Origin of the sequence: Pseudoalteromonas sp. NZS71, assembly GCF_015864715.1 — a bacterium.
GTDB classification, from domain to species: domain Bacteria; phylum Pseudomonadota; class Gammaproteobacteria; order Enterobacterales; family Alteromonadaceae; genus Pseudoalteromonas; species Pseudoalteromonas arctica.
On record NZ_JADYWS010000004.1, the window covers coordinates 175,122 to 199,233 of the forward strand.

Here is a 24,112-nt window from a genome sequence, read left to right on the forward strand (position 1 = left end):
TTTAGGCTATAAACCCATTTAAGTAGGTTGATTGAGCGATAACGGTTGAATCGTTATCGCTAACACATACTTTATTGCGTCCATTATTTTTAGCCTTATATAGCGCAGTATCAGCCCGTTCCAATAGTTTTAGCACTGTATCGTCTTTTTGTATCGTTGCTAACCCAATACTTATAGTAAATGCTACATTTGTAATTGTGTTTTCGGCAATATACTTTCTCAGGTCATCGGCTTTTTTAGCGCTATCATTTAAAGAGGTGTTGGATAAAATAATAGTGAATTCTTCTCCACCCCATCGCGCAATAAGTGCATCATTTCCCATACGCATTTTTAATATTTTAGAAAATTCAGTGAGTACGTTATCGCCAACTAAATGCCCGTAGGTATCATTTATATTTTTGAAGTGGTCTATATCGCAAATAAGTAAGCAATGCGGGGTTTTAAAAACGTCATTTTTAGCAATTAACTGTGATAATTCAAAATCAAATTTTTGCCTGTTATAAAGCCCCGTTAACTTATCGGTTTCTGCTAAGTGTTGAATTTCTAAGTTACGGATAGATAATCGAGTGTATGCCGAAAACCGTGTTTTTTCGTAAAATCTAAAAATTAAAATATGAGCAAGACTTACCTCTATGAGATTAAATAAAGAGCCTAAGCCAATTGTTACAGTTTGCTGTTGTTGTAAATACACAAGATACGCACAAATAGTAAAGGCGACTGCACTAAATAGGCTTCCCCAGTTTCTTCCAACTAAAAAAAAGCTAAAAGGCGGGATTAACGTCGCCCAAAATAAAGAATGCGCATGCCCACCTACAGAAACCACAAACATCATTATTAAGCTAACGACCATAAGGGTGACAGCCCACGCTGCTGCATTTACATTGGCTGTTTTATTAAACCAAGTATAAATACCTAACGATATCGTAAGTCCTAAGGCATCAATTAAAGCAATGTCATAGCTTTCAAAATAAAAAAGATTGAGGAGTGTTAAAGCTAAAAAGTAACATGTAGTTATTAGTAAAGAGTGAGCTATTAAGCGAGTACGCCAAAAATCCTTATGGTCTTTTGGGTATTGTGGAAACTCTTTGTACCAAAAACCTAGCATAATGAACGACTCTTTAACCTCTGAATTTAGTGATTATTACTTATATTAGGCTTTTATTATAGTTTTTTACTTTGATTAAAACGCTTATATACGGTGGTGTTTATAAAAGTTTAAAGATCATTACAGCATTTTTCAAAGGTATGAAGGACTAGGTAGTGACTGATTACTTAAATGTAATATGCCTCGCCTTGATTTAATTGACGCAGAGCTCAACGTTATCGCTTACGTAGAGCTCTGAATAAATGTTATATCTATTCCTCTATAAATGCCTCGCCTTTTGTCATCCACTTTTCAGCTGGTTTGCCTTTTAAGTAATGATCAAAGTACTGCATCATACGTACTGAAAAATCGACCTGATTAGGAAACTTTTTCAAGTGGTGTGGTTCACCTTCGTATTGTAAAAATGTAGCATCTTTTCCTGCACGGCGCAGAGCTAAGTAATACTGCACGCTCTCATGCCAAGGTACTGCATCGTCTTTGTCGCCAGACATTATTAAGATAGGCGTATTAACTTTGTCTGCAAAAAACACCGGTGAGTTTTCTATATAAAGTTCTGGTGCTTCAAATAAGTTTTTGCCAATACGGCTTTGTCCTGTTTCGTATTGAAATTGACGAGCAAGGCCCGATTTTAAACGTATGCCACTGTAAGCACTTGTCATGTTTGATACTGGAGCGCCAGATACAACCGCTTTAAACATATCTGTTTGGGTTATCATAAACGCACTTTGATAGCCTGCCCAAGAGTGACCTTGTAAGCCTATTTTATCTGGGTCGGCTATGCCTAAATCTATTAATTTTTGGGTGGCGTTTATCATGGTTTGCGTTGACGATTTACCCGGGTGACCTATTTCAAAACGAATATCAGGTAAAAATACCGCATAACCATTTGAGGTAAACATAGGAAAATTAGGGCGATGGTTTAATTCCATTTTAGGAAAATCAAACATACGCTGGCTCATGTAACGGTAAAAATACACTACCACAGGCACTTTATCGCCTTTTTTATATCCCGCAGGTTTTATTAATACGCCTTGTAAATCTTCACCGTCAAAGCCTTTATAGCTTATTAGTTCTGGCTTTTCGCCCCATGCAAAATTACTAATTTGTGGGTTTAGGGTGGTCACTTGTTTTGGTGAACTAAAGCTAAAATCTGTTTGGTAGTAATCAGGAAATTGGCTATAAGTTTGCGAGGTAAATAAGTACTTGTCAGCCTTTTTGGCTTTTTTAACCATATCAAAGCGTTTATCACCGCTAAGCACCTTAGTTAGTGTGTTAGTGGTTAAGTCGAGCTTTGCAACTTCGCTTTGTTTAGTTTGTAAGTTAATAGCAGAGACAAGTAATGTATCGCTTTTTTTAAAGCCCACTTGGGTTTTATCAAGCTTAATAACACGGTACTGCGTATTGCTTTGCTTACCATTAGTTAGGCGTTTAGCTTGCTTAGTTTTTACGTCAAATGCCCAAATATCGTATTTACTATAAGCAAGCACTTGGCTGCTATCGGTCATCCAACCTGCAAAACCATAACCAGGTTGAGTAGATGGGTAGTCGTGTTTATCATCAGCAAAAGTTGCCTGAATCGCTTTTGTAAGCGGTGTTACTTTATTATTTTTTAAATCTTTTAACTGTATTTGGCTATCGCTAAAATAAGCTGCAAACTCACCATTAGGGGCAAGGCTCGGTCTAAACGGGTAGTTACTTATAATTGGAGTTTGTTTACCGGTATTTATATTTACTGCAAAGTAATCAGCAAAAAAACCGCCGTACATTATTTTTTCTAGGTAGGGGATGTTAGATGAGCCAAGTAAAGACACATCTCGCTGAGGGTTTAGTGCAACCTCAGGCATGTTTGGTGTACTAAGTTGCGCAACTTTTTGCGAGTTAACGTGATACACCGCACTGTAATGGCGATTTTTATTAACTTCGTTCCATTGCTGCTCTTCACGTGGTTTTATTTGCGCATCGTTGTTGTGCCATACATTAAGGCCTTTGTGTTCAACAATGGTGTCAAAATCGTATAGTGAGGCTTCGTCGGTATATTCTTTAGTTTTTACTTTAGCTGCCAATTTAGGATGGTTTTCAAAATATAAACGCTCGCCATTTTCTGACCATTCAAGGGTGGCTGTTTTCCCTAACGTCCATGTTTTATTAGGTGAATCTATAGTTGAGAGCTTCTCGTTTTTATATAGCTGTAAAGTGTAGCTTCGGCGGCGCGTGTCATCATTTACATAGTTACCCAATGTAAACGCTGCAATATTGTCAGTGGGGTGCCACGCTATTTTATTTGCGATTACGCCCGGTTCATCAATTAATATGCTGCTATTAAAGTCACTGAGCTCAATTAACGCTATTTGGTTGTTATTACCATCGCTGTAACTTTGACTCACTAATAGCTGGCTGTTAGCTGAGTTAATAGCGTAGCTAAATACGTTTTCTATTGTATGGGAGCGTTTATCAGATAAATTTACGATAACAAGCGCATAGCTCTTATCTTTTTTATCGGGCGTGATAGCGTTGTCTTCTTCGTTTTTAGTGTTATCGGTTTTATCTTCTACTTTTGCGTCATCGTCTTTTTTATTTAAACGATAAGCAAGCCACATACCGTCATCAGATAATGTGTAATCTTTTACATCTGCAAAGCTTTGTTGGGCACCTGATTGTGTGTTTACGAGTACCAGATTGTTTTTAAGTGTGTCTTTTTTTTTGGTTGTTTCTTTTTCAAGTAATGTAGGTACTTGTGTAAAAGCGACCCAGTTAGCGGCTTTATTAATATGAGGTTTAGTGCCGCGCTCTACTTCTGCGATGAGAGTATTGCTTTGTAGTGAGTAAACTTGGCCAGTTGCATTTCCACGATACGGCGTTGCACTAAAAGTGAGTACTTGACCATTGTCAGATAGTTGCGTGCTTTTAGCTGATTTAAAACTAAAAACGTCTTTAAATTGTAGCGATTCTTTGGCGTGTATGCCGGTGCTAGTTAAGCTGGCAACGAGTGCCGTGCTTAATAAGGTGAGTTTTGTTTTCATTATTGATTCTCGTATTATGACATTGTTTCATTGTAACGAGTTTGGCTCACAATTCGAGCGGATCAGATAAATGGCAGCTACATACGACAAAACGACCCGTAGGTCGTTTTTTGGTATTTAATTTATTAATTTAGCAAACATTACAGCCAAATTTTTTGTAGCTCAAGCCATTGTTTTTCAAATTGAACACTTGGCTTTGCTTTAAAGTCGCTACGTACAAACTGATTCATTTTGCCTTCAACGTAGGCAAGTAAAAAGTTTGCAAGTGTAAGCTCATCACTTTGAAAGTTTTTACCTTCACGTAATTTACGCTCACGAAGTACTTGTTTAAACTGAGTTTCTAGTTTTTCAAACAAGCTTTGTACCCGCTCGCGTAAACGTTCCTGCTCACCTTGCAGAGCATCGCCAGTTAAAATACGAGTAATGCCTGGATTTTTTTCAGCAAAGGTTAAAAGTAATAATAGAATGTTATAAATGCGCGTTTGGCTTTCTTTTTCGTTTTCAATAATAATATTTATACGAGATAAAAGGGTATCTTCAATAAACTCAATTAAGCCCTCAAACATACGCGCTTTGCTCGGAAAATGACGGTATAGCGCGGCTTCAGACACACCCACCTCAGCAGCTAGTTTTGCTGTGGTGATACGTTGTCCTAAATTAGTTTCTAACATTTGTGCGAGTGCTTGCAGTATTTGCTCTTTGCGATTACTTCTTTTTGTCGCAGGCATGAACATTCCTTTTTATTAGTTATTCTTAGTGGCGCAGTTAAGAACCCTAGTCATTTTTTGTTCAAATGATTGGCGTATGTTAATGTTTTATTCAGTTTGTTTCCAGCCTTTTATAGATGTTTAGCCAGCTGTTCGATCACCTTGCGAGCTATTTCTATTTTACTTGTTGTTGGTAATTCTAGTTGTTCATTATGCCAGTACAGTGTTAAAGCATTATGATCGGAATTAAACCCTAAGCCACTTTTTGATACGTCATTAGCGCAAATCATATCTAGATTTTTATTTTGTAGTTTACCTTTAGCATAGCTTTCTACATTTTGAGTTTCGGCGGCAAACCCCACAGTATAAGGACGGTTTTGTTTAAGGTTGGCAATAGCTGCAATTACGTCAGGGTTTTTAGTTAAAGTAAGAGTGAGTTCGTCGCCTTGCTTTTTCATTTTTTGAGTCGCAATGTTTGCAGCTCGATAATCCGCAACAGCAGCGCAGCCAATAAATGCATCTGATTGTGGTGCATAGGTAAGTGACTCAGTTAATAGCTCCTCAGCGCTTTCTATATTGATAAGGTTTACGCCAGTAGGGGCTTTTATAGTGACCGGACCCGAAATTAAATTAACCTTAGCACCGAGTTGCAAAGCGGCTTCTGCCAGTGCATAACCCATTTTTCCAGAGCTGTGATTTGATATAAAACGTACCGGATCGAGAGGCTCACGCGTTGGGCCTGCTGTTATTGTAATTGTTTTTCCTGCAAGTAATTGCGGTTGCTCTTTTGCTATACATAGCGCAACTAGCTCATGAGGCTCTAACATGCGTCCAGCGCCTATATCGCCACAGGCTTGCTCACCTTTACCTGGGCCCCAAATAAGTACGTTACGTGCCTTTAATGTGGCTAAATTAGCTTGTGTTGCTGCGTGTGCATACATTTGCTGGTTCATGGCTGGTGCAACTGCGACTTTTGCAGGCGTTGCTAGCAGTAACGTCGTTAGTAGGTCGTCAGCAATGCCGGCTGCCATTTTAGCAATAATATTACAGGTAGCAGGAGCAACTAAAATTAAGTCAGCCCATTTTGCAAATTCAATATGCCCCATTGAAGCTTCAGCAGAAGGGTCTAGTAATGAGTCAGAGACTGTTTCTCCACTAACGGCTTGCATGGTCAGTGGTGTAATAAAGTGTTTAGCTGATTCAGTCATAACTACTTTTACTTCACAACCAGAGTCTTTTAATCGCCTAACGAGTTCTGCACATTTATAAGCTGCAATACCGCCGGTAATACCTAGTACAATTTTTTTGTTTGTTAAGTTAGTCATGGATGTTCATCAGTTTTTATTAAATATTGGGCTTAAAATAACAAATCTTTACCCATACAGCGAAGTTTTTTAATTCGAAATAACAGGCTAAATTTCAAATTTGCATTACATTTATAAGACACTTTCGCCTCTCAAGGATGAATAATGCAACTGACTTCACTACCAAACTCACTTCGACCTCGTGAAAAGCTCATAGCAAAGGGGGCTAAGGCGCTGACTGACGCAGAGCTTCTTGCCATATTTTTACGAACAGGGTTACCGGGAATGAATGTAATTGAGTTGGCTCAGCATTTATTAAACGAGAATAAAACACTTCATAATTTGTTTAATGCCAGCATTGAGGAGTTTTGCTCTCAAAAGGGGTTAGGGACCGCTAAGTATGTTCAGCTACAAGCTGTGTTAGAGCTAAGCCAACGTTATATGCAGGAGCGTTGCCAACGAGACGCCGTGTTTAATTCGCCAAACTCAGTTTACGATTACCTAACAATTCAAATGCGAGGCTTGCAACAAGAAGTATTTATGGTGTTATACCTAGATAGCCAAAATAGATTAGTAAAAGATGAAATACTTTTTTATGGCACAATTAATTCTGCCAGTGTTTATCCGCGTGAAGTGGTAAAGGCTGCCCTTAAAAATAATGCAGCCGCTGTTATTTTTGCGCATAATCATCCAAGTGGTATTGCAGAACCGAGCCAAGCAGACAAACTTATTACTAATAAATTGCAGCAAGCACTGCAATTGGTCGACATAAGTGTGCTCGATCACATCATTGTTGGTGGAGAAACGTGTGTTTCGTTTGCCGAGCGAGGCCTGATTTAGCTTTGTTAGATACAGAAGTGTGTTAAAAATGAGCTGTTTAACGTGTTTTGGCAAATTAGTTTAATTTAAATGCAGTTTTTACTTTCCCTAAGGGCATTCGATCTTTATAATTAGCCGCTATCAAATTTACATATATGAGCTGATTGGATAGATCAGTGTTTGATCTTTGCCTGTAAAAGCTGTATAAAGAGCGCCCTTCGATTTATCTCTAGGGCGGAAATACACGGCCTTAGATTAAATTAAGCTCGAGCGAAGTTATTGGAGATATATAGACATGTCTAAAGTATGTCAAGTTACAGGTAAGCGTCCTGCGGTTGGTAATCACCGTTCACACGCGAGAAACGCGACTAGACGTCGTTTCCTACCTAACCTACAAACACACCGTTTTTGGGTTGAAAGTGAAAAACGTTTTGTAACATTACGCACTACTACTAAAGGTATGCGTATTATCGATAAAAAAGGCATCGACACGGTTCTTACAGAAATCCGTGCTCGCGGCGTTAAAGTTTAAGGATCTGAATCATGCGCGATAAAATCCGTTTAGTTTCAACTGCCGGTACTGGTTTTTTCTACACTACTGACAAAAACAAACGTAACATGCCTGAGAAGATGGAAATCAAAAAGTTTGATCCAAAGATTCGTAAACATGTTCTTTTTAAAGAAGCTAAAATTAAGTAATTTTAGTTCTTTTAGAATTTAAAAACCCAGCTTAGGCTGGGTTTTTTGTTTTTAAAAATATGATTAGTGAATTGATATAAAAAAAACCTCGTTGGCATAACCAACAAGGCTTTTAAATCAATAAATGAAAACACAATTAGATTTTTGTGAATGCATCTTGTAGTGGTGGTACTACTTGCTTTTTACGGCTTAGTACGCCATCTAACCATACTTTATCATTCTCTGGTTTTACACCGTAAGCCTGCTCAACTAAGTTTGCATCGTCAGATACAATTAGCATTTCTGAGCCTTCTTTCATTATATCGGTAAGCAGTAAAAATACAGAGTGGCGATTACCCTCAACTTTTAGCTTAGCAATATCGGCTGCAAGGTCTGCTTTAATGTCGTCAAAAACAGCAAGGTCGATTACTTCTAGTTGGCCAATGCCTACTAGGTTACCGTTCATGTTGAAATCTTTAAAGTCACGCATTACTAAATCACGTGCTGGTGTGTCTTCTACCGCAGATTTAACACGGAACATATCCATACCCAGTTCTTTAAAATCTTCTACGCCTGCAATTTCAGCTAGCGCTTCAACACATTTAATATCGGCAGTGGTACATGTTGGTGATTTAAATATGACTGTGTCGCTTAAAATTGCACACATCATAATACCCGCGATGTCTTTAGGGATTTCTACGCTGTAGAAGTCGTACATCATTTTAATAATGGTGTTTGAACAACCAACAGGACGAATCCAGCATTCAAGCGGAGTAGATGATGTTAAGTCACCTAATTTGTGGTGATCTACCACGCCAACAACGCGAGCTTGGTCGATATCATCGGGTGCTTGTGTTTTTTCTGTGTGATCTACAATATACACATCTTCACCCGCGTAGCTTAATTTAAGCTCTGGTGCTTCGAAGCCAAATTTATCAAGGATAAATTGAGTTTCAGGTGAAATTTCACCAAGACGAGTTGGAATTGCAGGCTCATCGATTTGGTTTTTTAAATAAGCCAGTGCAATTGCACCACAAATAGAATCTGAATCTGGGATTTTATGGCCCACTACATACATAGACATTGACGGAACTCCTTTAAATTTGCCGATATTCTAACAAAGTCTGCGGCCTTTAACATATAGACAGCGCAATTAAGTTTTAGTTACACTTTAAAATCTTGAATTTACTAGGTGTATTAATATGCGACTGGGCCGTAAAGGTTGGAACAACGTTATAATATTTTCGATGTTGATTATGATCTTCTTCTTAAATGGCTGGCATAAGCAACTTTTGGGAGGGGAGGATAAACCAACATTACAAGCCGTACTCCCCCAGCAAAGTTTTGTACTGACACTGCAATTTGTTGATCAAAAAATTGAGCGAATAGGAACAAGCTGGCGTACAACCCCACTACAAAAAGACATACCGCTTGTGTGGCAAGCATCTGAGCAGCAACTTAGTGATTTAATTAACCAATGGCAAAGCGCGCAGTTAATGGGCGTTAACGAATCTGTTGTTTTTAATCCTAATGCGCCTTTATATGTTGCTACATTTGAGTTGGCTGGCGAGAGTTTACCTTGGGTTTATTTGCTTTATAAAGGCGATGGGCAATATTACTTACTCGAAAAGAGTAGCCAACGAATACTCGCACTCGATTTAAAAACTGCACAGCAGTTATTTCCTAGTTTTGATTTTTCACAAAGTGAGTCTAATTAATGCCTGAATTACCAGAGGTAGAAGTGAGCCGAATGGGCATCACTCCCCACGTACAAAACCAAGTTGTTACAAAGGTAAATATTTACAATGCCAGTATGCGCTGGCCAGTGCCAGATGACGTGTATCAACTTGAAGGGCTAATTGTTACTAGTATTGAACGACGAGCTAAATACTTACTTTTGCACTGTGAGCTTGGGAGCACTATTTTACATTTGGGTATGTCAGGTAATTTACGTGTTGTAGATAAAAGTGAGCCGCTTAAAAAGCATGACCACGTAGAGTTTATTTTTGGCAACGGTAAAGCACTGCGCTTAAACGATCCTCGTCGCTTTGGTTGCTGCTTATGGCAAGAGCCAGGTGAAGTGCATAAGCTACTCTCTAAGCTAGGCCCTGAGCCGCTTACCGATGATTTTTTTGCTAAACGCGTGTACGAACAATCGCGCAATAAAAAAGTACCCGTAAAGCAATTTATTATGGATAACGCAGTGGTGGTTGGTGTTGGTAATATTTACGCGAATGAATCGTTATTTAAAGCGGGTATACATCCAAAGCGAGAAGCGGGAAAAGTATCGCTCAAACGTTATCAAGCACTTATCCCTATTATAAAAGACACGCTTGCTGCGGCCATTATGCAAGGTGGTACAACGCTTAAAGACTTTGCACAAAGTGATGGTAAGCCCGGGTATTTTGCTCAAGAGTTATTAGTATATGGGCGCAAAGGCAAGCCATGTATGGCGTGTGAAAACGAATTGGAAGAAATTAGATTGGGGCAGCGCAGTACTATTTTTTGCTCAAATTGCCAAAAGTAGTTATCTAGGGCGTGTTGATCTTTGTTGCTCGATTTTTACTTAGCCCGCTAGGTTACAAACCTCGCGCCGCGATTAAATCGCCCCTAGATTGAACAAATTTCAATCCACAAAGATCAACACGCCCTAGTTATTTGAGTATTCAGTTATTTTAATTTTATCGATTCTAAATTTAATGATATTTAAGGGCCAGCTTTAAAAGCGGGCCCTTTATTTTAAAGCTCGAACGGTGCTACACCGACCGCTTTCATTTTATATCCTACCTGCGCTATTTCGCCCGACCATGTTTCAGTACTTATTATTCCAGTTACAACAATTGCGTCGTATAGGCTATCTATTGGTACTCCACCTTTAATTGTTACATGGACTATTTGATTTGGCGGTGGTGGTGGTACGTGTATACAGGCGCCAAAATAAGGAACGAGTAAAAACTCGGTAATTACTTCGCTATCGCCCTCAAGTGGCACAACAAAACCAGGCAAACTCACCGATTGGCCATCAAGTGCCTTTACCACTGGAGCATCTAAATCGGGTTGCACCCAGTTTTGATCACTACCTTCGTGATTAGCTTGTGCTTGAGTGTCTATTTGCACGTGGTTTTTAGGGATTAAGTCTTCCCAAAAAATTTCTTTTGGTGGATTAGCATAACTCGCTACGCTTATAAATAATAAGCCAATAGCAGCAATGTACTGAAAAGCTGTTTTAAAAAATGTCATAAAATCCCTAAAAATTATGCTTTTATACTCATACCATCGCTGAGTGAATAAAAATAAGCGCGAGTAGCGGGTATTAAGCCAATAATAAAACCGGCTGCCATAATAACGCCGATTAAGCCCAGTTCATAGTAAGAGAGTATTGTGATATTTACGCTTATACCGGCATGACTTTGTAAGTAACCGCCGGCTGAAAAAATAGCTAAATAGTAAAGCACACTACCTGCTAGGCAACCAAGTAAAGTGGTCAGTAGTGACTCAATACTTATAAGTGTAAATAAATGCCAAGGGCGAGCGCCTACCGAACGTAATATAGCAAGTTCGCGACGACGCTGACTCAGGTTTGCGAGCAATGTCGTTAGCATGCCAAGTAGGCTAATTAAAACGACAACAGCTGAGAATAGCAAAAGTATTTTTTCTACTATGGCGAGCATTTCCCATAACTCTTTAAGTGTTACGGTTGGCATAATCCCAAGCAAGGCTTCTGGCTTATATTGATTTATATTACGCCTAATTTGTAGCGTGTATAAAGGCGATTTGAATCCCATTAAAAATGCCGTAATTTGTTTTGGATGCCCAACTAGGTTGTTATGTTCGTCATGCTCATGCTCATGCTCATGCTCATGCTCATGCTCAAGGCTAGCTTTACCGCCGTGAATTAAATCGATTGCAGCCAAAGGAATATGCAGCGTTTTATCAACAGGCGTGCCAGTAGGGTTTAAAATACCGACGACTTTAAATGGGTTATCGTCATGATGATGAAAGCTGGTGTTCCCCATACCGTGCGATATAACAATAGAGTCGTTAAGTTTATAACCTAATTTATTTGCAACTTCACTACCTAGCACCACTTCGTTAATTGCAGCAAAAGGGTGGCCTTTGTTAAAGGTTAAGTTTTGTTTTTTTGCAAAGCGATAATGGCTAAAGTAATCAAGTGTTGTGCCTAGTACCGCTTGGCCTTTATGGCTGTCGCCTAGGCTTATAGGTATGCTCCATTTTACGCCTCGCTGACTTGTTATGTATTCATAACTTTTCCAGCTTACGCCGTTATTAGTATGGCCGATTCTAAATACTGACGAAAGCAGCAACTGTATGTCGCCGGTACGCGCACCAACAATTAAATCAGTGCCCGAAATAGTATTACTAAAACTACTTTTAGCATCAATTCGTACACGTTCAATACTTAAAAGTAGCATTACACTAATTGCGATAGTAAATAATGTAAGCAGTACACTTGCGCGGCGGTTTAATAAGCTTTTGTAAGCAAGTTTAGCGAGAATCATACTTGTTCCTGCAAGCTTATAAGGTCAATGGAGCGGTCAAATAAAGGCTTTAGTATTTCATCGTGGCTCACAAATACCAGCGTACTATTAGATAACTTTGCTTGTTCAAACAGTAGCTTTATAAAGCTCTCACGGTTATTTGTATCGAGTGCAGAGGTGGGCTCATCAGCAATTATTAATTCAGGGCTGCCTATAAATGCGCGAGCTGCAGCAACGCGCTGTTGCTGTCCAATACTCAATGTCGCTACATCTTTATGGTGATACTGCGCAGTAAGGCCTAAAGCATTTAATAACCGCATCGCTTCTTTTTGTAAGGCAGAGTGTTTATTTGATGATTGCTTTAATATTTTTTGTTTTCGGCTTTTTGAAAACTCACACCCAAGCGTTATATTTTCAATAGGAGTTAAATAAGGAAGCAGGTTAAAGTTTTGAAAAATGTAGCCAATATGATCCGCTCTAAAAACATCACGGGTAGTATTGCTTAATGTAGTTAGGTTTTGGTCTAAAATTGATACCTCACCGCTGGTGGCTGTATTAATACCAGCAAGAATCGCTAACAATGTCGATTTACCTGAGCCACTAGGACCGTGTAAAAAAATATGCTCACCTTTTTCTATAACTAACTCTTTTATGTTGAGCGTGGGTGAGCTATCGCTTTTATGCCACTTAAAAGTTACGTTTTTTAGGTTGATCATTACTTTATTTTACCATTTCCAATAATTGAGGTTTCTGCGCGTTTTAAATTGCCTAATAATATTAAATGGCTTAGGTTTTAGTTTATCTTCACTTAATAAAAACTCATTTGTTGCAGCAACTACGCGTTCACTCGACTGCCCATCAGTATATGGATGAAGCTCTTGGCAATAGTTTTCAATGTTTTTCATAAGTGTTTTAGGGTACGTGAAAGCCTGCTCTAAGGCTTCTTCAACTTTATTAGGGTCTGTTACATTAAGTAGGTGTTCCTCAGGAGCATTATTACAAAAGGTGACCACAGGTTTTCGTTGGACTAAAAACATTAAAAGTACTGATGATGTATCGCATAACATAACATCGGCTGATTTTAATAAAGGGACTACGTCGTCGGTCTCAATAAACGTTAAATTTTGATTGCTTAATGCCTTATATTTGCTTACCAATTCAGTTGGCATTTTTGGATGAAATTGCATTAAAATTCGCCATTTTCCGGTTTCACTAAAATATTTTATTTGCTCATATAGCTTTGGTGCAAGCGATAGTCGCTTTGAAAATGTAGAGCAGATTAATAAGGTTGGTCGGGTGTCTGATTTATTTGTATAAGGCGTTTCGGTGATGCCATCAAATAATCGGTCAAGAGGAGGCCAGCCAGTTTCTGTTACCTTGAAATAGCCTAGTTTTCTTTGTAAGGCTTTAAATGGGATTGTTGTATTTGGGCCTTGTGTACAATACAGGTCGAAACAACCTCTAGCTTTAAGATGATCGTTATTCCCTTTTTTATCTAGCTTACCTGCATCAAAGCCATGAAACACACCTACTTTGATACCAGGGAAAAAAGTGGGTATTAAATTAGCCGGTGCAAACGTTGCATCGGGTTTCCATTCGTGAATATCTTCTATTGTATTAAGCCGTTTTTCTTCTTTTTTTAAAAAATTAGGATTGACTGCCAAACCTTGTAAAAACCAGCGCACTTCACCACCATGAGCTAATATTGCAGCCTGAATAGGCCTCAAAATAGCATATGAATAATTTTGAGAAATATACATCAAGTATTTTTTATTTTTAGTGGCAGTTAAGTAGTTCAAGCTATCTCCTCAGGCTGGTTAGCGCATTAAGTTTACCCCATTGCGACTCGCTTATAAATATATGCCTTTATTTGTTTTAAGCATCCGATTGAGCTTTGAGGTTGGCTAGATTATTATACAATCCATATAACCCCATACCATACTTTGCTCAAAGAGCATCCCTAACCCCGGAGATAGCATGACTAGCTATAAAGTTTTAGACGTAAACGATGATTTACCCATTCGTACCAAAGGTGAAGTACACAGCGGTAAAGTTCGTTCAGTTTATTGGTTAACTGATGAAGACAGCGCGCGATTAATTAAAGACAAAGGCTACCAAGTACCGACAGGTACTGAGCTTGCTATTATGGTTATTTCAGATCGAATTTCTGCATTTGATTGCATTTGGCAAGGCGAAAATGGTTTAAATGGCGTACCGGGTAAAGGTATAGCTTTAAACTCAGTGGCAGCCCATTGGTTTAAGTTATTTGATAAAGCAGGTCTTGCGGGCAATCATATTGTAGATATTCCGCATCCGTATGTGTGGATTGTACGCAAAGCCAGTACAGTAAAAGTAGAGGCAATTGCTCGCCAATATATTACGGGTAGCATGTGGCGCGATTACGCTAAAGGCATACGTAACTTTTGTGGTATTGACTTGCCAGAAGGTTTAAAAGCGAACCAAAAGCTTGATAACGTTTTAATTACGCCATCAACAAAAGGTATTATTGAAGGCGTTGCTGATATTCCGCCAGTTGATGATGTAAATATTACTCGCGCTAACATTACTAATAACTTAGATGTATTTAACTTTAAATCGGCAGATGACGTAACCAAATACGAAAAACTGTTAGTTGAAGGTTTTAAATTAATTAGTGATGAGCTAGCGAAGCTTAACCAAATTTTTGTAGATACAAAATTTGAGTTTGGTTATGTAGAGGATTTAAATGGCGCGCAACAGCTTATATATATTGATGAAGTAGGCACGCCTGATTCGTCACGTATTTGGGATGAAGCAGCATACAAAAATGGTAAAATTGTTGAAAATTCTAAAGAAGGTTTTCGCCAATTACTTATTAATAATGTGCCAGAGAGCGACGTATTATTAAATAAAGATCGCATGAGTGAGCGTGAGCAGTTAGCTAAAGATTATATTTTACCAGAATCAGTAATGCTTGAAGTGTCAAATACCTATGTTGGCATAGCGAGTAAAATTGTTGGCAGAGATATCGTAATCCCTGAAGATCCTCGCCAAGAAGTTATTACTATTTTAGATAACGATTACGGATTAATTGTTAAATAACAGCACTTAAGTGCTAATAAAGCCAGTAACTAAATCTTTATTTTTAGTTACTGGGCTATAATTCTTGCAATTAGCGCTCGTCTCTAATTAACTTAACCTAACATTAATGTTTAGGTATTGTTATGTTTGAACGGGCATTGCAAAAGTTTGCTAAAAGTCATTACTTTTTAGCTATAGGTTTGTTTTTTAGTCAGTTTGCTTTAAGTGCGAATATTGAATTAGTAATAGAAGATCAACACGGCCAAAAGTTATCAGGTGCAGTGGTTGAGCTTAATATTGCTGGTAAACAAGCCACACCATCAAATTTGCCCATTGCTATAATGGATCAAGTCCATAAGCAGTTTTTACCCGAATTATTAGTTGTACAACAGGGTCAAAAAGTTAATTTTCCTAACAGCGATAATATTCGCCATCATGTTTATTCTTTTTCACAAGCTAAGCCTTTTCAACTAAGATTATATTCAGGCCAACCAAAAGAGCCCATTACGTTTGAGCAACAAGGGGTTGTTGTTTTGGGGTGTAATATACATGACTCTATGGTTGGCTATATTTATGTAGCTAACAGCAAATTCGTATATAAAACAGATAAAAAAGGCTATGTAAATTTGCCTATTAATACACTGCCGGCACAAGTGAGTGTGTGGCATCCATTACAAACAGCACCATTGGAAAATAAAAAAATGATAACAATTAATTCCCAAAAACAGTTACAGATAATAGTAAACACATCAACTCCAGCACCTAGAAATACCTTTGGCAGTAAGTTTAAGGTTGGTAATGACTAATAGTTTACGAAATCGCATAACCATTTTATGTGTTGGCTTAGTGTTATTAACCACTATGGTCAGCTTGTTTAGTTTTTGGTGGTCTACGAGTAAGTTTCAAGAAGAAAAAGTAAATCAAGATATTACCGTAGCGCAAAATGTTTATAAGCAATATTTAAAGTCAAAAGAAAGCCTACTGTTAACCGCTGCAAAAGTACTCACCTCCGATTTTGGTTTTAAGCAAGCTGTAGCAACGAGAGATGCAGGTACAATCAGCAGCGTGCTGTTTAATCACAGTCAGCGTATTGATGCCGAATTAATGTTGTTACTTGATTTATCGGGTAAGCTAATTTCCGCTAATACTGACGAAGACGCTTTTGCACACAACTTAAAGCCCTTGATGGAAGAGCTTTTAAGTGCGCCAGAAGAGTCTAGCTTTGTGGTGCTTAATAACGAGCTGTATCAAGTTATTTTATTACCTGTAAAAGCGCCACGTACAGTGGCCTATAGTTTGGTGGGTTTTAAAATTGATGACAATGTAGCCCATGAACTAAAAAGCTTAACAGGTATGGATGTAAGTTTTATAGGCAGTGCTGACGATATTGTTATTAGCTCATTAGCTAATCGTCCTGAGCAATTTGAACCTGTTAGCTATTTTAGTACCGTAACCACATCGCGGTTTTTTGGTGAGTATTTAGTGTATCGTAACCGAGAAATAGATTTACCATCGTTGTTGACCCATCCCATAATTATTTTACTGAGTGCCGATTTAACTCAAAGTTATAGTGACTTCGAAAAACTGCTTTTTACACTTATTATTTTAGCTATTTTAACTATGTTTGTAGGTGTTATTACGAGCAGCATATTTGCAAATAATTTAACTACGCCACTTACTCAACTAGCTGTAATAGCAAGGCAATTTGCACAAGGTAATTATGCATTTGAATTCAAAGGGCGAAGGCAAAGTACCGAAATAGACACGCTAGTCGCAGCGTTTGATAGCATGGGTAATGATATTAATCAGCGCGAGCAACAAATTAGCTTTCAAGCCAGACACGACTCCCTAACAGGCTTTTATAACCGCTCAGCCATGCTTGAGGTGCTTGATGATGAGTTAGATTCATCAGCCGAGTACACGCTCGTTGCAATAGACATAAAAGGGCTTCGCCATATAAACGATAAGCTCGGTCCGCGTATTGGTGATGACTGCCTAAAGGCGGTTGCTTGCAGAATAAGTGAGTTTTCGGATGAGTTAGGGGGCTTTCATGCTCGTATTGGCGGCGATGAGTTTTTAACTGTGTTTCCGACTGCGGCAGCGCGCGAACACAAAAGCGGTATTGTTGGCTTAATGGCACAATTACAAGCGTGCTACACCATTCAAAAACTAAAAATTAACTTACGCTTTAGTGCGGGCATTGTGCAGTATCCTACGCAAGGAATTGCAAGTGATGACTTAATGCGCCGCGTGCTAATTGCTGTTGAAAGTGCTGCAAACACACAAGAGAGCATACATTATTATCAAAATGGTGAGGACGAGGCGCACTTAGAGCGCTTAATAATGCTTGATGAATTAAAGCAGGCTATTAGCGATGATGATGGTCAGTTATTTATGACCTATCAGCCCAAATTACACATGAAAACGCAAAAAATAGATAAAGTTGAGTCACTTATTCGTTGGCAGCGAAAAGATGGTAGTTGGGTTAATCCTGAACTGTTTATTGACTTAGCTGAGCAGTCGGGCCTTATTGTTGAGCTTACTGGGTGGGTTGTTAATACGGTTGTAGCACAAGTAGCTAATTGGCAGTCTAAAAATATAAACTTACAGGCTGCAATAAATGTATCTGCGCAAGATATAGCATTTCCGGGCTTTCATGCTGCATTAGTTCGTACGCTTAAAAAGTACAAAGTAGATCCTAAGCTGATCACTATTGAGCTTACTGAGCGCGATATGATCGAAAACGAAGAAAAAGGTATTAAAGCGCTCGAAAACCTAAAGGCAATTGGCGTTAAAATATCATTAGATGATTATGGTGTAGGGCAAACATCACTTGGTCGATTAAAAATGTTACCGATTGATGAGCTTAAGCTAGATAAGTGCTTTATCCTAAAACTTGATGAATCGCAAAAAGATCAATTTATAGTGCAATCATCAATTACGTTGGGGCATCAGCTAGGTTTCTCGGTTGTAGCTGAGGGGGTTGAAACACTTGGCTCATTAAATTTACTTAGAGGTATGCAGTGCGATCATGCACAAGGCTATTACTTAAGTAGACCTTTAAAAGCAGAACTATTAGAAGAATGGCTGGAGGAATACTATGAAAAAAATTAAATACTTATTAGCAAGTTTGTTTTTAATAATTAGTGTACCGAGCATTGCAAGCAATGGAAAACTGCTAGCTACACCGGGAGTTTCTCAAATTGAAGGCAGTGGCGGCGGTGGTATTGTACCGTGGGCACAACTTGCTGGGTACGCAAGTGATGATGAATTTTCGGTAAATGGCTTTTGTAGCCGCGCAGATGTAACCGACTACACACTTGACGTATGTGGTGCACAACTTAATTTATTTAATCGTGTTGAGCTCAGTTATGCCCAACAGCGCTTTGATGTACCAGCACTTGATGCTGAAATAGAGCAATCAATTACAGGTGCTAAAATACGTTTATATGGTGATATTGTTTACAGTGATTGGCCACAACTTAGCTTAGGTATTCAGCATAAATCACTGGATGATGGCAGTATTGCAACACTTGTAGGCGCAGAAGAGACTAGCGGTACTGACTACTACCTCGCTGCTAGTAAATTACATTTAGGGGCTATTGCTGGCTATAACTGGTTTTGGAACGTAACTACACGATACAGCGAAGCTAATCAACTTGGTTTGCTTGGCTACGGTGGAGAAAATGGTAGTGGTAAAGTGCTATTTGAAGGCAGCACAGCACTATTTTTTAGTCGTGAAGTCGCCGTAGGTGTTGAGTATCGTCAAAAATCAAATAACTTAAACTTAGGCGAACAAGATTGGAAAGACTTATTTGTAGCATGGATGCCTAATAAGCACGTAAGTGTGACAGCGGCTTACCTTGATTTAGGAAGCATTGCAGGAGCTGACGATCAAACAGGTTGGTATTTATCGGTAACAGGGTATTGGTAATGAAAAGCGTTGGTATTTTTATAGTATGCGTAGGATTGCTTTGTAGTTGTGCTAGCTCAACACAATTATCGCTTTATCAAAAGCTCGATGGTAAAGCGGGGATAGGCAGAATTGTTGATAGCTTTATCTATCAAATAGGTAATGACGAGCAGATAATTCATTACTTTGAACACAGCAATATAGCGTACTTTCGCCAAGGGTTTATTACTCATATGTGTATGTTAGTAGAAGGCCCATGTACATACGATGGCGACTCTATGGTAGCAATCCATACAGGTATGCATATTACAGAGAAAGACTTTAATCATGTGGTTGATTTACTTATAAATGCAATGAATGAGCAGAACATTAGCCATAGTTTGCAAAACGATATTCTCTCTAGAATGGCACCACTTCGTGGTGAAATTATAAAAATGTAGCCATAAAGGCTTTAAAGTAATTATTAAGTAAAGGGAACCTTGCTTTGATGTCATTGTCCACTTAGAATTATTTCATAAAAACAATAATTGGCAAATATAGCTTGTATGGCTTACCTATTTATCTCTCGCAAAAATGTACACGCAAAATACTATAGAAAAATAATCAAAAAATTGTCAATGGATTGCCAATTACATATCATGGGAGCCCCTAAGCTTTCTGCTGTTAAGTATTTAAAAGATGCGTTTCAAGTTAATTTTACTGATGTAGTTAACTCTCAGCTAAAACGCAAAAGAGCACGTAATGCTATCTGGAATAGTCCTATTATTACTGCTGTTTACAGTGCTGGGTTAGTTTTATTTGAACGATTACGATACGCTAAGTATTTAGCCTTATTAACCGAGACTAATCCTGACTGCATTGTTATTTGGAACGGCAATAAACTTCCAAATACGACCGTTGCTATGGCTGCAAAAGCATTAGGTGTTAAGCAGTTTTATTATGAAAATGGTTTACTACCCGGTACAAGCAGTTTAGACCCTAATGGTATTAACTATAATGCGTCGTTAAGCCGTGACCCTTCTTTTTACCTAAATTTTGACCCACAAAATAAGCTAAACTTTTGTGCGCCGGATTTAATTCCAAGAGCTGATCATAAAAAGCGCTGTGAATTTGAATGCGCCGATGTGCCAGAACGCTATATATTTGCGCCTTTTCAAGTACCTCACGATACTCAATTAGCTAGCTTTTCTCCGTGGATAAACTCTATGGACATGTTTTACGACGAGGTGATTAAAGCGGTCAAAAGCTTAAACGATCCAAGTTTAAAAGTGGTTTTTAAAGAGCATCCGTCGTGGCATAAACATTACGCTCATCTTTATGAAAAAGATCCGATTGCAATTTTTGCTAATGGAAATCAAACAAGTGATTTGATTAAGTGCGCTGAAGCCGTATTAACGATTAATTCAACGGTCGGCTTAGAAGCATTGCTGCTCAATAAACGAGTTTTAACTCTTGGACAAGCCTGTTACAACATTGAGGGTTTGGTAAAGCATGCAAGCACTGCAGAGCAGCTAGCAGAGAATATGAACGAAGTAGTGCAGGGCTGGCAACCAAATACATTATTAAAGGATAAGTTTTTTAGCTTTATTGAACATGTATATTGTATTCCTGGCGTTTGGAAACACACTGAAGATAAACACATTAAAGCGATTGAAGCGCGTTTTACGGGTAATGACGAGTTTGCTAAGTATCATGGTGATAAGGAATCGTAGTGAAAAACCTAATTAGCTGTCAGCAATTACACGAGCAACTTAATAATCCTGCATTAGTGATATTTGATGCAGGTATGCTGCGCCCAGGTGTTTTGGGTGCTTATTCGCCTCAAGCAATGCTGCCTAGCGCTAAACGTTTTGACATAAAAAACGAATTGGCCGATAGATCAAATCCCTTACCAAGTATGATATGCAGCGAGCAGCAGTTTACCCACGTGATGCAAAATGCAGGTGTAAATAACGACTCGTTTATAGTTGTATACGAAGATGGCGGTTTATTTAGCGCAGCAAGAGCGTGGTGGATGTTTAAAGCTATGGGGCATCACAATGTTAAAGTACTCAGTGGTGGCCTTAAAAAGTGGTTAGAGAGCGATTACGCCACACAACAAGGTTATAGCAAAGCGTCAGGTAAAGGTGATTTTACGGCAAACTATAACTCTGCGTATTTTATTAATAGCCAACAAGTGGTTGACGCAATCGATGAGCCTAGCACTGCATTGCTAGATGCACGTGCTTATAAGCGTTTTACAGGCGAAGAAAGTGAACCCCGAAAAGGTATGCGTAGCGGGAATATCCCAAATAGTCGATCGTTACCTTTTATGGATTTACTTAATAAAGGTGAAGCAAAACCACTTACTGAAATTAAAGCGATATTTAATGACGTGGTCGGTGATGCGCAGCAGCTACAATTTAGCTGTGGCTCAGGTATTACAGCCTGTGTTTTAGCGTTATTTGCTACCGAGTGTGGTTACAGTAATTTAAGTGTTTATGATGGCTCGTGGAGTGAGTGGGGCGCAAGTGATTCATTGCCCATCGCCACGGGAGAAAAGTAGACATGTTGCATATGTAAAGCTTGCTCACGTTAAAAGCGCAGCGCCTCAAAACCTCTTTGTGAATAATTGCATTTAAAAATATTACTCACAAGGAGAAGTGAAAGAGAAGAAAATGAGAAGGTAAAAACCAATGTTTGTTCGTATTTGTATTAAATAGCTTTTACTTTCTAAAACCATAAGGGCAATTTTTACAACCATTTTTGCAGCACGAACCACGCTTTAAAAAAAACCACTTACTAAATATCATGTAACCACTTTGCATGGTGTAGTCGAGCCCTTCAATTAAATTTTCGTTACCTCTAAATTGTTTTGCAAAGTCTATTTGAGTTTTAATAGGTTGTGTATAAACACCCTTTAAAAAAGTATTTATTTTATTAAGCGTGCACTTGCGGCATAAACAACTTGTTGCTGTGATATCAAGCGGTAAAATAGCCGGCAGCTCATTGCACCAACACGCTGATATATCGTCTACATTACACGTTAGAGTACTGTGGCATTGAGCGCAGTTAAGTTGAGTCATTATAATTCTTTTTAGTAACAGTGAGCCAAGAATAACAAATATTATGAATACACAAAAAGCATTAGCTGAATTTATTACATTTGGTGAGCAAAGGGACGAAGCTATATCGGTTATCGTTTCAAGCCCTGCTGATAGCAATAAAACTCATTATACTCTCTCAACCGAGGTTTTAATTGATGTCCTTAAGCGCTGTTTAAGTAACGAAATAGACTTAGATGATTTAGAGCTTTGGGCAAACGTAATTGAATCGCGAGATGACATTGATTGTGCTGAGCATGAAGGTTTTATTTATGCGCTCAGTAATAGCGAGCAAATGGGAGATCTTAATCATCAAAAGCTTGCTCAAATAGTTGCGTTAGTAAAAGTTTAAAAAGCGAGGTGTAAAACCTCACCTACAATATGTGCAACCCTGTAGGTGCGAATTTACTTCGCGCTCATGTAACATGGCTTTGGTGTTTAAAAAGTGAGGTGTAAAACCTCACCTACAATATATGCAACCCTGTAGGTGCGAATTTATTTCGCGCTCATGTAACGTGGCTTTTGAGATTAAAAGCGAGGTGTAAAACCTCACCTACAATATATGCAACCCTGTAGGTGCGAATTTATTTCGCGCTCATGTAACGTGGCTTTGGTGTTTAAAAAGCGAGGTGTAAAACCTCACCTACAATATATGCAATCCTGTAGGTGCGAATTTACTTCGCGCTCATGTAACGTGGCTTTGGTGTTTAAAAAGCGAGGTATAATACCTCACCTACAATATATGCAACCCTGTAGGTGCGAATTTACTTCGCGCTCATGTAACGTGGCTTTGGTGTCTAAAAAGCGAGGTGTAAAACCTCACCTACAAAAAAACCGCATTTCAATTGAATGCGGTTTTTTAAATTGAAGACAATCGTTTTAAGCGATTATTTATGATATCCCAAGCACGTTTCGACTTCGTTTTTAGAACCTAAAATAACGGCTACACGCTGGTGGATTGCATCAGGCTGAATATCCATAATACGCTCGGTACCGGTTGATGCGATACCGCCAGCTTGCTCTACTAACATAGCCATTGGATTTGCTTCGTAAAGTAGGCGTAATTTATTTGGCTTTTTAGGATCTTTGGTGTCGGTAGGGTAAGTAAATAAACCGCCACGGCTAAGCACGCGATGTACATCGCCCACCATTGCTGCAATCCAGCGCATATTAAAGTTTTTAGCGCGAGGGCCTGTATCACCTGCTAGCAAATCATTGATATAGTTTTGCATAGCTGGCTGCCAATGGCGTTGGTTAGACGTATTAATAGCAAATTCGTTTGTATCAGCAGGGATTTCGGCAAAATCTTGTGTAAGTAAAAAGCTGCCTTGTGTTTTATCAAGGGTAAACATGCGCGTGCCTTTACCTGTAGTCAGCGCAAGCATTGTTGACGGGCCGTAAAGTACGTAACCTGCTGCAACTTGCTTGTGGCCGGGCTGCATAAAAATGCTTTGATCAGCAGCGTCTGAGCCTTCAGGCACTTCCATAATAGAAAATATAGTACCCACAAGTGAGTTAATATCGGTATTTGACGAGCCATCCAGTGGATCGAATGCCACTATAAATTTAGCGTCTGGGTTACCTGCTACTGTGTAGTCTTCCTCTTCAGAAGCGATTGCTTTAACCGTACCTGATTCCAGTAAAATATCTTTTAACAGCTGATTAGATAATACATCGAGCTTTTTTTGAGTTTCACCTTGAATGTTTTCATCAAGGGTTGAGCCTAATACGCCAGAAAGCGCGCCTTGACCAACGCGAAACGAAATTTCTTTACATGCCGCTAAAATTGTTCGAATTAATGATAAAAGTTCTCTTGAACAACCATCTTCTAGTAATACTGGAGGGAGTCTACGCATTCTATTTTCCTGATAACGTGTTAAAACCAATCATAATGTGAGAGAGATTAGCTTAGAGCGCTGAAATT

The 24,112-nt window shown here is 38.8% G+C and carries 24 protein-coding genes; 13 read left to right on the top strand and 11 right to left on the bottom strand.

The window, feature by feature from the left end; genetic code table 11:
* Position 1 precedes the first annotated feature (1 nt).
* The 4 genes from I6E85_RS04140 to coaBC all read right to left on the bottom strand — a co-directional run bounded on the left by I6E85_RS04140 (position 2) and on the right by coaBC (position 6,157).
* Entirely contained in the window at positions 2-1,105 is a 1,104-nt protein-coding gene (locus I6E85_RS04140) for a GGDEF domain-containing protein (RefSeq protein ID WP_024590642.1), read from the bottom strand.
* A 251-nt stretch (positions 1,106-1,356) separates the two neighbouring features.
* A complete protein-coding gene (locus tag I6E85_RS04145) occupies positions 1,357-4,125 on the bottom strand; it encodes a prolyl oligopeptidase family serine peptidase (protein ID WP_197236627.1) in 2,769 nt (922 codons plus the stop codon).
* Between the two features lie 140 nt (positions 4,126-4,265).
* The gene (slmA, locus tag I6E85_RS04150) at positions 4,266-4,853 is read right to left on the bottom strand and encodes a nucleoid occlusion factor SlmA (protein ID WP_007581932.1); all 588 of its coding nucleotides are present in this window, start codon (positions 4,851-4,853) and stop codon (positions 4,266-4,268) included.
* Between the two features lie 110 nt (positions 4,854-4,963).
* On the bottom strand, positions 4,964-6,157 hold the full coding sequence (gene coaBC, locus I6E85_RS04155; RefSeq protein WP_007581934.1) for a bifunctional phosphopantothenoylcysteine decarboxylase/phosphopantothenate--cysteine ligase CoaBC: 1,194 nt from the start codon (positions 6,155-6,157) through the stop codon (positions 4,964-4,966).
* Between the two features lie 144 nt (positions 6,158-6,301).
* On the opposite strand from coaBC, the gene radC reads away from it, so the two are divergent.
* From radC to rpmG, 3 genes are all read left to right on the top strand, one after another.
* Complete coding sequence (gene radC / locus I6E85_RS04160; protein WP_007581936.1) at positions 6,302-6,976, top strand: DNA repair protein RadC; 675 nt, start codon at positions 6,302-6,304, stop codon at positions 6,974-6,976.
* Positions 6,977-7,250: 274 nt separating this feature from the next.
* Positions 7,251-7,487: a 50S ribosomal protein L28 gene (gene rpmB / locus I6E85_RS04165; protein WP_004335549.1), complete on the top strand. Its 237-nt coding sequence runs from the start codon at positions 7,251-7,253 to the stop codon at positions 7,485-7,487.
* Positions 7,488-7,498: 11 nt separating this feature from the next.
* The gene (rpmG, locus tag I6E85_RS04170) at positions 7,499-7,654 is read left to right on the top strand and encodes a 50S ribosomal protein L33 (RefSeq protein WP_004335545.1); all 156 of its coding nucleotides are present in this window, start codon (positions 7,499-7,501) and stop codon (positions 7,652-7,654) included.
* A 136-nt stretch (positions 7,655-7,790) separates the two neighbouring features.
* Here rpmG and I6E85_RS04175 read toward each other — a convergent pair whose 3' ends face one another.
* Positions 7,791-8,717: a manganese-dependent inorganic pyrophosphatase gene (locus tag I6E85_RS04175; protein ID WP_007581938.1), complete on the bottom strand. Its 927-nt coding sequence runs from the start codon at positions 8,715-8,717 to the stop codon at positions 7,791-7,793.
* A 118-nt stretch (positions 8,718-8,835) separates the two neighbouring features.
* On the opposite strand from I6E85_RS04175, the gene I6E85_RS04180 reads away from it, so the two are divergent.
* Positions 8,836-9,351 carry a hypothetical protein gene (locus I6E85_RS04180; protein WP_007581940.1) on the top strand — a complete coding sequence of 172 codons (516 nt, stop codon included), beginning with the start codon at positions 8,836-8,838 and terminating at the stop codon, positions 9,349-9,351.
* Positions 9,351-10,160: a bifunctional DNA-formamidopyrimidine glycosylase/DNA-(apurinic or apyrimidinic site) lyase gene (gene mutM, locus I6E85_RS04185; RefSeq protein WP_197236628.1), complete on the top strand. Its 810-nt coding sequence runs from the start codon at positions 9,351-9,353 to the stop codon at positions 10,158-10,160. Before I6E85_RS04180 ends, mutM begins: the two co-directional genes overlap by 1 nt.
* Positions 10,161-10,372: 212 nt before the next feature.
* Here the strand turns inward: mutM and I6E85_RS04190 are convergent, their stop codons facing one another.
* From I6E85_RS04190 to I6E85_RS04205, 4 genes are read right to left on the bottom strand one after another with little or no spacing between them, the layout of a single operon-like run.
* A complete protein-coding gene (locus tag I6E85_RS04190; protein WP_007581943.1) occupies positions 10,373-10,873 on the bottom strand; it encodes a DUF3299 domain-containing protein in 501 nt (166 codons plus the stop codon).
* Positions 10,874-10,887: 14 nt separating this feature from the next.
* Complete coding sequence (locus I6E85_RS04195; RefSeq protein ID WP_165722145.1) at positions 10,888-12,153, bottom strand: ABC transporter permease; 1,266 nt, start codon at positions 12,151-12,153, stop codon at positions 10,888-10,890.
* Positions 12,150-12,848, bottom strand: coding sequence for an ABC transporter ATP-binding protein (locus I6E85_RS04200; RefSeq protein ID WP_197236629.1), 699 nt, complete (start codon positions 12,846-12,848; stop codon positions 12,150-12,152). Before I6E85_RS04200 ends, I6E85_RS04195 begins: the two co-directional genes overlap by 4 nt.
* A 9-nt stretch (positions 12,849-12,857) precedes the next feature.
* Positions 12,858-13,931 carry a CDP-glycerol glycerophosphotransferase family protein gene (locus tag I6E85_RS04205; protein ID WP_197236630.1) on the bottom strand — a complete coding sequence of 358 codons (1,074 nt, stop codon included), beginning with the start codon at positions 13,929-13,931 and terminating at the stop codon, positions 12,858-12,860.
* A gap of 178 nt (positions 13,932-14,109) precedes the next feature.
* Here I6E85_RS04205 and I6E85_RS04210 point away from each other — a divergent pair, with 178 nt between their 5' ends.
* The 7 genes from I6E85_RS04210 to I6E85_RS04240 all read left to right on the top strand — a co-directional run bounded on the left by I6E85_RS04210 (position 14,110) and on the right by I6E85_RS04240 (position 21,650).
* A complete protein-coding gene (locus tag I6E85_RS04210) occupies positions 14,110-15,213 on the top strand; it encodes a phosphoribosylaminoimidazolesuccinocarboxamide synthase (RefSeq protein ID WP_197236631.1) in 1,104 nt (367 codons plus the stop codon).
* Positions 15,214-15,335: 122 nt separating this feature from the next.
* Entirely contained in the window at positions 15,336-15,998 is a 663-nt protein-coding gene (locus I6E85_RS04215; protein WP_024590652.1) for a methylamine utilization protein, read from the top strand.
* Complete coding sequence (locus tag I6E85_RS04220) at positions 15,991-18,306, top strand: EAL domain-containing protein (RefSeq protein WP_024590653.1); 2,316 nt, start codon at positions 15,991-15,993, stop codon at positions 18,304-18,306. Before I6E85_RS04215 ends, I6E85_RS04220 begins: the two co-directional genes overlap by 8 nt.
* On the top strand, positions 18,293-19,126 hold the full coding sequence (locus tag I6E85_RS04225; protein ID WP_024590654.1) for a DUF3034 family protein: 834 nt from the start codon (positions 18,293-18,295) through the stop codon (positions 19,124-19,126). The genes I6E85_RS04220 and I6E85_RS04225 overlap by 14 nt, the downstream gene beginning before the upstream one ends.
* Positions 19,126-19,545: a group 1 truncated hemoglobin gene (locus I6E85_RS04230; RefSeq protein WP_007581961.1), complete on the top strand. Its 420-nt coding sequence runs from the start codon at positions 19,126-19,128 to the stop codon at positions 19,543-19,545. The genes I6E85_RS04225 and I6E85_RS04230 overlap by 1 nt, the downstream gene beginning before the upstream one ends.
* Before the next feature lie 177 nt (positions 19,546-19,722).
* On the top strand, positions 19,723-20,817 hold the full coding sequence (locus I6E85_RS04235; protein WP_007581963.1) for a capsular polysaccharide biosynthesis protein: 1,095 nt from the start codon (positions 19,723-19,725) through the stop codon (positions 20,815-20,817).
* Positions 20,817-21,650: a sulfurtransferase gene (locus I6E85_RS04240; protein ID WP_024590656.1), complete on the top strand. Its 834-nt coding sequence runs from the start codon at positions 20,817-20,819 to the stop codon at positions 21,648-21,650. The genes I6E85_RS04235 and I6E85_RS04240 overlap by 1 nt, the downstream gene beginning before the upstream one ends.
* A 160-nt stretch (positions 21,651-21,810) precedes the next feature.
* Here I6E85_RS04240 and I6E85_RS04245 read toward each other — a convergent pair whose 3' ends face one another.
* A complete protein-coding gene (locus I6E85_RS04245) occupies positions 21,811-22,170 on the bottom strand; it encodes a DUF5522 domain-containing protein (RefSeq protein ID WP_101163685.1) in 360 nt (119 codons plus the stop codon).
* 43 nt (positions 22,171-22,213) lie between these two features.
* Between I6E85_RS04245 and I6E85_RS04250 the strand changes: the two genes are divergently transcribed.
* Entirely contained in the window at positions 22,214-22,540 is a 327-nt protein-coding gene (locus I6E85_RS04250; protein ID WP_024590658.1) for a hypothetical protein, read from the top strand.
* A gap of 535 nt (positions 22,541-23,075) precedes the next feature.
* On the opposite strand, the gene I6E85_RS04255 is transcribed toward I6E85_RS04250, so the two are convergent.
* Positions 23,076-24,044, bottom strand: a complete 969-nt coding sequence (locus I6E85_RS04255; protein ID WP_024590659.1) for a class 1 fructose-bisphosphatase — start codon at positions 24,042-24,044, stop codon at positions 23,076-23,078.
* Positions 24,045-24,112: the final 68 nt, after the last annotated feature.